Source organism: Catenulispora rubra (genome assembly GCF_015356825.1).
In the GTDB taxonomy this organism is placed as follows: domain Bacteria; phylum Actinomycetota; class Actinomycetes; order Streptomycetales; family Catenulisporaceae; genus Catenulispora; species Catenulispora rubra.
Window position 1 is genome coordinate 22,990 of the sequence record NZ_JAACYW010000128.1, and the last position, 7,808, is coordinate 30,797.

The following is a 7,808-nucleotide window of genomic DNA, read 5'->3' on the forward strand; positions in this document are numbered from 1 at the left end:
ACCTAGCCGGGGAATGGTGCGTATGTGTGCGCCCTGACGCAGAAGTCCACTGAGTCGTTATCGTCGGCCTTGCCGCTGGACGAGATCAAAACCCTTTGCCCCGGCTAGGCTTTGACACAGTGGGGAAGCTGTTAGGTAGGAGTGAACCGGGAACGCCTCGCATGATGCTGACTCCGGTCGCGCGGCACCTCGACCGTCCAGATGAAGGGGATCTGACGTGAAACTCAAGCCGGCCGTGCAGTGGGGCATCGTGCTCTTCTTGGTCTACTTTGTGGTCCAGAACCCGACAGGTGCGGGCAACCTGGTCCAGGGGGCGTTGAACTGGGTGGCCAGCGTCGGCAAGACGCTCGGCGACACGTTCCACAACCTCGTCTCAAGCTGATCGACGCGAGACGGTAACCCGACGTGTCCGACTCATCGCCACCGCTGTACGGCCGGATGTTGCTCCGGCCCGAGCTCGTGGACCGCGCCAAACGGTACCTCGTGCCGGGCGAGCGTCTGGTCATAGCGGTCCGACATCACCTGGCCGCGATCATCATTCCGGTGCTGATCGCGGTCGCGGCGGCGGTCGCCGCCATGGGTATCGACATCTTCTCCACTCCGGACGCGGACAAACTGCGGCTCGGGGCGTGGGTGGTGGCCGGTATCGCGTTCCTCTACACGGCGTGGAACGTCGCGGTGTGGAACCAGGACCTGCTGATCGTGACCAACAAGCGGATCCTGCACACCCACGGCGTGATCACCCGGTCCTTCGACGCGCTGCCGTTGGGCAAGGTCAACGACATGCGGGTGGAGCGGGACCTGCTGGGCCGGATCCTGGGCTACGGCCGGTTCAACGCCAAGGCCGTGGGTGACGCCCCGCTGGGCCGGCGCGGTCTGGACTACATATCGCACGTCGAGGAGACCTGGCTGGAAATCAGCAACCTGTTGTACGGCCCGGGCGCGAAGTCCGGTCCGAAGGAACCGCAGGAGGTGCGCCTGGTCGGCGCGATCCTGCCGGACATGAACGGCGAACCGGTCGAGATCGTCCTGCCTCCGGTGTCTGTGAAGAGTCCTGCCGATGACGACAAGGCACACCCTGTGAACGCCGCCATGCTCCCGGTGCGGGTATTCCGTGATGCCAAGGGCGAGCGGGCGTTTGAGACGGACGTCACAACGACGAGCAACAAACGTCGCAGGATACGCTTTTTCCGCTAACCGGACATCTGTCACCCAGGCCCAGGTCGCGCCCGAAAACGGCGCGCCTGGGCCTTTGATTTCGTTTACAGCCGGTGCTCACTCCCGCCCGAAGGGTGGCCGGTATCTAAGCGTTCGCTGAACGAATCATGGACTTGTCGCTTGTTAGGCAGGCCGTCGGTGACTAACGTCCACAGGGCTTCGCCGCTCCCAACGGGCCAGCAGGTTCCGGGCGTCGAGGCACCGCCGAGTCCGCGCACGCTGCGGAGCCGGGGAACCAGGTTCGTCGGCGCGGCCCGTGCGGTAACGCGGGGGTGGCGCCAGTGGGGTGAATCGGTCGGCGTGCACTCGCCGTCGTGTGTGCGCGTGCGACCGTAGGGCTACTTCTTCAGTCCGAATCCGTCAGCTAACCCGGTAGGCGGACAAGGAGGAGATGGAGTCCTGAAGCTCGCATGACTGTCAATGCCCGACATCGTCGTACGCGTGCCCCGAAGTACACCAAGCTCGCGATCGGCGCGGCCGCGGCCGGGACCATGGTCCTGGTGCCCAGCGTCGCCAACGCCGACCCGCAGCCCACCATCGCCCAGGTGAACGACCAGCTGAACACGCTCTACCAGAAGGCCGCCCACGCCGACGAGGCGTACAACGCCGCGCAGGACGCCGAGGCCAAGCTCCAGCAGCAGGTCGACGGCATCAACCGTGAGATCACCGCCGAGCAGGCGACCATGACGCAGACCAAGTCCCGCCTCGGCAGCCTGGCCGCCGCGCAGTACCGCAGCGGCGGCATCGACCCCACCCTGCAGCTCCTGATGCAGTCCGACCCCTCCACGATGCTGAACATGTCGGCGACCGTGGGCCGGGTCCAGGCGGACAACGCCGGCACGCTGGGCCTGCTGGCGCAGCAGAAGGCGGACCTGGCGGCCAAGGCCAGGGAGGCCGCGGACAAGATGGCGCTGCTGGACCAGCAGACCAAGTCCGCTGAGGCGACCAAGAAGGAGTTCGACGGCGACGTGGCCAAGGCCCAGGCGCTGCTGAACTCGCTCCAGGCCCAGCAGCGGGCCGCGCTGAAGGCCGAGCAGGAGCGGCAGCAGGCCGCGGCCCTGGCGGCGGCTCAGGCGGCCTCGCAGCACTCGACCACGACGACGACGTCCTCGGGGTCGGGCTCGGGTTCCGGCTCGGGCACCACCACCAACGGCGGCGGCACCAAGGTGACGATCCCGTCGGTCTCCGGCCGCGCGGCCGCGGCGGTGGCGTTCGCCCAGTCGCAGCTCGGCAAGCCGTACATCTTCGGCGCGACGGGCCCGGGTGGCTACGACTGCTCGGGGCTGAGCCAGGCGGCCTGGAAGGCGGCCGGGGTGGAGATCCCGCGGACCGCCACGGCGCAGATGCAGGGGCTGCCGGCGATACCGGCTTCCTCGGCGCAGCCCGGTGACCTGGCGTTCTTCTATGGGAACAGCAGCTATGTGGACCACGTCGGGATCTACATCGGGAACGGCATGCTGATTCACGCGCCGCACCCGGGTTCTTCGGTGGAGGTTGTCGCGGTGAGTTCTATGCCGCTGGTTTCTTACGCGCGGCCGTAGGGGTTCGGTTTTTGGGTGGTTGTCGGCTGGTGGCCGGTGGCTGGCCGACTGCCGGTCGGCCGGTTGGCGCCCTGCCACTCGGCTGGTCGGCCGGTAGCCACCCGGCCGTCGTTCGGCTCGTCCCGGGCTGTGTGGGCCCGGGACGTCAGCGGTGCCCGGTCGGCGCCAGCCGGTGTCGCGTAATCCTCCCCACGTGACTCCGGCCGGGGCCCGCCGGGTGCCCGCGCGACGGCATCCGGGCGCCTCCCGGACGCCCTCCGGACCCCCAACGCGCCACGCCGTGGCAGGTGGCCGCCCCGAAGCCGCCAGACCCTGGACAGGGCGCGTAGACATCCGTACCCGGGACGAGTGGAACACCTCCGCATTTTTGCGTAGTACCGCTCACAGCTCCTATTCGCCCCCGCTCCTGTTAAGCTCAGGGGCACAGACGTCTACCAGAAGGGAGGTGGCCACGTGAAGAAATTGCTTCTGCTCGTTGTGGCTGCCATCGGCGGTCTGCTGGTCTACCGGCAGGTCCAGTCCGACAAGTCGGAGCAGGACCTCTGGACCGAGGCGACCGACCCGGTTCCCTCGGCCTGAGAACCGCTCATCCGGCTTCCTCGGCAGCTAGAGCCGGGGCACGGTCCGTCTCCCGGCTTCGGGAGGCGGACCGCTCTGACGGGGCCATGGCGCAATTGGTAGCGCACCTGCTTTGCAAGCAGGGGGTTGCGAGTTCGAGTCTCGTTGGCTCCACCGCAGGTCAGAGCCCCTTTCCGTAAGATCGGAAAGGGGCTCTCGTTGTGCGTGGGTGACTATCTGAGTGACTACCGTCTGGTTTCCGGGTTCGGGAAGATGCGGTCCATCGCCTGCGCGCCCTCCTCGATCATTGGTCTGATCTCCTGCCGGTATACCTCCTCGGTGACCCGGGACCCGCCCTTGTGCCCGACCAGGCGGGCGATGTCCTCGACCTTCATGCCGTTGGCCGAGAGCACCGAGACGAACGTGTGACGCATGTCGCGTGGCGCCCAGTCGGTACCGAGGTCGGCCGCCTTCGTGACTTTTGCGAACGCGGTGCGCACGTTGCTTGCGTCCAGCGCGGTCCCCACCGTGGTGGTGAACACCAGCCCGGTCTGCTTCCAGCGTGCGCCAGCAAGCTCCTGGTCGTGCTCCTGGATGAGCATGTGCCTCGCCAAGACCTCGACGCACAGCCTCGGGAGCGCGAGCGTCCTTCGGGACTTCTTGGTCTTCACGTCGCCGCCTTCCCGGTCCGCTCGCCACACCATCACCGACGGCGGAACGGGCGGAATCGCTCGCGGATCTCCGTCCAGATCGACGTGATCCCAGCGGAGTGCCCGGAGTTCTTCCGTCCGCGCGCCGACCAGCAGCGACAGCACGATGTAGGCCTCCAAGGGGCTGGTTTCCGCCGCAGCGAGCACCGTCGAGGCTTGGTCCTGAGTGAAAGCTCTCGACGGGCGCCCACCGGTGCCGGTCGGCACGTCGTCGCACAGCAGCACGACGTTCCGCTTGACCTTGTCGCGCTTCTGGGCGCGCGTGATAGAGCGCCGCAGGATTGACTTCAGCTTGTTGAGCACGCTCGTACTGAGGTGCTTAGCCTTGCCGGCTAGCCACTTGTCCACGTCATCGGCAGTGAGTTCCTGGAGCTTCCGGGCGCCGAGGCTGGGGATGACGTGCACGCGGGCCAGATAGTCATACAGCTCGACGGTCTTTGGTGCCTTGCCGTTCAGCCCGTACTGAAGCCAGTCCTCGACGGCGGTCTTGACCGTGATTCCTTTGCCTGCAATCAGGGCCTTGTCGTCGAGGTCTTTCCGCATCTCCTTGAGTGCGTTGGTCGCTTCGGTCTTGGTCTTGCGGTACTTCTTCTTGGTCTGGCGCTTGCCGTTGGGCGCGTAGCCGACGGTCACCTCGGCGACCCAACGCTGGCGATCCTCGCTCCAGTAGACGCTTCCCTCGTCGCGTCCGCGACGACGGTTCTTCGGCGACGGCGCTTTCCTGTTGCGCTTCTCGTCGTCGTTGCCGGGGTTGGGTGCGGCAGCAGCAGTCACCAGCCCACCTCCTTGGCCTCAGAAGCCAGCAGGGACTGATATTCGGTGATCGCGGCAGCGGGGATGATGCGGGAGCGTCCGCGCTTGACGGAAGCCAGGCGGCCGGAGCGCATCTCCTGGTAGAGAGTCGTCTTGCCCATCCGCAGGATCTTTTGGGTTTCGGATACGCGGTAGTACTGGTCAGGACTGTCCGCGACAGTCGGCGTGAGAGCATCCGTGACGGTCATTTTTGGCGGGGCCTCTCCTGGTAAACAGGGCCCCGAAACCTTCTGCCAGGAAGGCTCGGCCACGGGGCCGGGTGCTGGCAGAAGGCGCGGATGCCGACGCGACCGCGTCGGCGCGCGTGCCCGTCGGCGGGCACGCGAGTGCTGTCTTTTGGATGGGGCCGGATTCAACCGTCCAACCGTCCAGACCGTCCATCGATCAAGGTTTGTGCTGCTCAGGGTGCTGATCGTTTTGGACGGTTGGTGGACGGTCTGGACGGTTGGTTTCCTCGCACCGGCAGTGGTCCCCAGACCAACCGTCCAGACCGTCCACCAACCGTCCAGGTGTTTCGCCTGGTCAGCGGGCTATTTGGACGGTCTGGACGGTTGGACGGTTGAATTCGCCCTACTTCAAACGGATCAGGTGGATGAGCCGGGGGCCGGACTTGGCGAAGCTGGTGTCGATGCCGTTCTTGCGCAGCGCGGGGGCGACGCGCCGCAGCTGCCCGGAGACGCCGCGCGGGCTTGCGGGCCATCCCTTCGGCGGGCTGTCGGGGGTGAGCAATTCGTGTAGCTGGCCGGCGGTGCCGGTCCAGTTGCCGTTCTTGCTGATGAAGCCGCGCACCGCATCGGCGAAGGGGTCGGCCTCGATCACGGCCTCGGTGAGTTCGGCGGCCAGGGTGGTGTAGTCGTCCAGGGTGGTCCAGCCGGCGGCCTGATTGACGTGGTCGAGGGCAGCGAGGATCCGGGCGAAGTCGGCCAGCCGGGGCAGCTCGGCGACTTTCACGTTCGGGAGTGCGGCCAGGACGGCCGCGGTCTGGTCGAGCACGGCGCCGAGAACGGCCGGCCGGATCTCCTCGAAGATGGTGTTGACCTCTTCCTCAGTGCGGCGTTTGTCGGCCGGAATGGGGTCGAGTTCGGTCAGGAGGATCCGCTCGGCGAGGTCTCCACGCAGGGCGCCGGCATCGATGGTGGTCATGCCCAGGACGCGGCGGAAAGACAGGATGTTCACGTCGTCGTCGGTGTACAGGGCGCGGGTGACCATTCCGTCACCGGTGACGGCCTTGCACAGCACGTCAGACATCCACGGCGCGATAGTGGAGATGTTGTCCAGCATGACGGTCCAGGATGCGGCGGCCTGCGCCGGCCAGGACCCGGCGTCCTTCGGCGGCGTACGCAGCGGCGCCGGGGAGTCATCGACCAGGGACACCAGCAGACGGCCGCACGTGGACTTGGCGGTGCCCTGCTCGCCGCAGATAGTCAGGATGGGGTGCGCGATGTCCGGGAACATCGAGGCCACCAGCCACGCGACCATCAGCCGGAATCCGGAATCGGACACGTTCAGCAGCTCGTGCAGCTTGGCCAGCCCGCCGGGGGTACGGGACGGCAACGGGATCGGGGAGGTGAGTCGGGTGCGGCGGAACAGCACCGGCGATTTCGGCTCCAGGTGCCATTCGCCGGGGCTGATGACGATGCATCGGCCGTCGGCGTGGCCGAGGTCGAGCACGAGGGTGTTTTCGTGCCGAGCGACGCGCAGTGCGATGGGTTCGGGGGTGGTGTTCATGGCTTGTCCTTCCAGGACGGTCAGGGCGTCGGCGAGGGCGGAGGATCCGGCGGCCGAGCCGGTTTCGGCGTAGTAGGCGGATGCCAGGTGGAGCCGCAGGCCGTTCTCACCGCGCAGTGGCAGCGCGATGCGGGGGCCGGTCAAGGCGACGGCGTAGGTTTTGCCGTCGGCGCCGGCGACGGTGCGGAATGCGGCGTTGGCCAGCTCGACCAGGCGCGTGGCCTGGCTCGGTCCCTTGTCGTTGTCGGCGCCGCTTTTGGTGGGCTTGGCGGGCGTGTCGAGCTGTTGGAACTGGGCTTCGACCTCGGCGCCGACTTCGTTGGCGATGGCGGCCAGCGAGTCCAGGACATCGTCGTCGGGCGGGTCGGGTTCCGGGTTCGGGTTGTCGGCTGGGTGCTCGTCGGCCATCAGGTTCCTTTCCGCTGTCCGTCGGCCAGGGCGCGCCGGATGGTGCTGGTGCTCTTGGCCATGTCCGGGCCTTTGTTCGCATCGCCGAGGCCTTGGGCGGCGGCCAGGAGTTCGTTCTCGGCTTCGGCGTGGGTGAAGGTGCCGCGGGCGATGTGTCGGCCGAGGTTGAACGCGACGGCGTTCAAGGTGTCGTTGCGCTCGCCGGCGCCAGTGGCGGCCAGGCGTTCCCGTGCGCCCTTGAGCACTGCGGCGGCGTACCGGTCGGGGTTGGGAGTGCCGTGGAAACGCCGCGGCGGTGCCGGTGGTGGTGGCGGTGGGTCTGCCAGGCGGCGGATCCACCGCGGCAGCACGGCGGGCTCGGCCTCGGTGGTGACGGTGTAGAGGTTGCCCGCGACGGTGGAGCCGGGGGCGACGACGTAGCCGCCGACGCCGCGGGTGTCGATGAGCCAGCCCAGTTTCTTGGCGGTGTTGCGCAGCTGCGCGTCGTCGGGCTGGTGGAAGTACAGGTGCGCGCCCCCGCGTCCGGTGCGCACCTCCAGCCCGCCGAGCGGCAGCGGTTCGACCCAGTGTTCGGCCAGCACGGCAAGGGCGTCGAAGCCGTCGCGGACGCCTTCGACGTCGAACGGCGGCCACGGCGGCGGGGTGTCGGGTTTGGGGGTGTCCAGGTCCAGGACATACAGCCCGGATGCGCCGCAGTTGATCCCGACGTTCGCCGCCGGGCAGTAATCCCACCATCGGCGGATGACGGCCGGGTCGCCGGTGGCGTCCCATAGGCCGTGTCCGAGCCGGCCGCACTCGCCGCGGCAGTCGGAACCGGGCGGGTGGGCCGAGG

Annotated in this window: 8 protein-coding genes, 1 tRNA gene and 1 riboswitch; of the genes, 5 read left to right on the plus strand and 4 right to left on the minus strand. The window is 67.6% G+C overall.

Annotated elements, in window-relative coordinates; genetic code table 11:
- The first annotated feature begins 217 nt into the window (after window positions 1-217).
- From GWK61_RS29730 to GWK61_RS29745, 5 genes are all read left to right on the plus strand, one after another.
- The gene (locus GWK61_RS29730; RefSeq protein WP_194914172.1) at window positions 218-382 is read left to right on the plus strand and encodes a hypothetical protein; all 165 of its coding nucleotides are present in this window, start codon (window positions 218-220) and stop codon (window positions 380-382) included.
- A 23-nt stretch (window positions 383-405) separates the two neighbouring features.
- Complete coding sequence (locus tag GWK61_RS29735) at window positions 406-1,197, plus strand: PH domain-containing protein (protein ID WP_194914174.1); 792 nt, start codon at window positions 406-408, stop codon at window positions 1,195-1,197.
- 213 nt (window positions 1,198-1,410) lie between these two features.
- Window positions 1,411-1,611, plus strand: a riboswitch (cyclic di-AMP (ydaO/yuaA leader).
- 17 nt (window positions 1,612-1,628) lie between these two features.
- Window positions 1,629-2,759 carry a C40 family peptidase gene (locus tag GWK61_RS29740; protein WP_194914176.1) on the plus strand — a complete coding sequence of 377 codons (1,131 nt, stop codon included), beginning with the start codon at window positions 1,629-1,631 and terminating at the stop codon, window positions 2,757-2,759.
- A gap of 453 nt (window positions 2,760-3,212) precedes the next feature.
- The gene (locus GWK61_RS57020; protein ID WP_015797105.1) at window positions 3,213-3,338 is read left to right on the plus strand and encodes a DLW-39 family protein; all 126 of its coding nucleotides are present in this window, start codon (window positions 3,213-3,215) and stop codon (window positions 3,336-3,338) included.
- A gap of 80 nt (window positions 3,339-3,418) precedes the next feature.
- Window positions 3,419-3,491 (plus strand) — tRNA-Ala (locus tag GWK61_RS29745).
- Between the two features lie 71 nt (window positions 3,492-3,562).
- On the opposite strand, the gene GWK61_RS29750 is transcribed toward GWK61_RS29745, so the two are convergent.
- From GWK61_RS29750 to GWK61_RS29765, 4 genes are all read right to left on the minus strand, one after another.
- A complete protein-coding gene (locus tag GWK61_RS29750) occupies window positions 3,563-4,801 on the minus strand; it encodes a tyrosine-type recombinase/integrase (RefSeq protein ID WP_194914182.1) in 1,239 nt (412 codons plus the stop codon).
- The gene (locus GWK61_RS29755; protein ID WP_194914184.1) at window positions 4,798-5,028 is read right to left on the minus strand and encodes a helix-turn-helix domain-containing protein; all 231 of its coding nucleotides are present in this window, start codon (window positions 5,026-5,028) and stop codon (window positions 4,798-4,800) included. The genes GWK61_RS29750 and GWK61_RS29755 overlap by 4 nt, the downstream gene beginning before the upstream one ends.
- Window positions 5,029-5,410: 382 nt before the next feature.
- Window positions 5,411-6,976, minus strand: a complete 1,566-nt coding sequence (locus GWK61_RS29760; protein ID WP_194914186.1) for an AICE element replication initiation protein — start codon at window positions 6,974-6,976, stop codon at window positions 5,411-5,413.
- Window positions 6,976-7,808 (minus strand): bifunctional DNA primase/polymerase (locus GWK61_RS29765; RefSeq protein WP_194914188.1); only part of this gene is annotated, 833 nt, incomplete at its 5' end. The genes GWK61_RS29765 and GWK61_RS29760, both read right to left, overlap by 1 nt.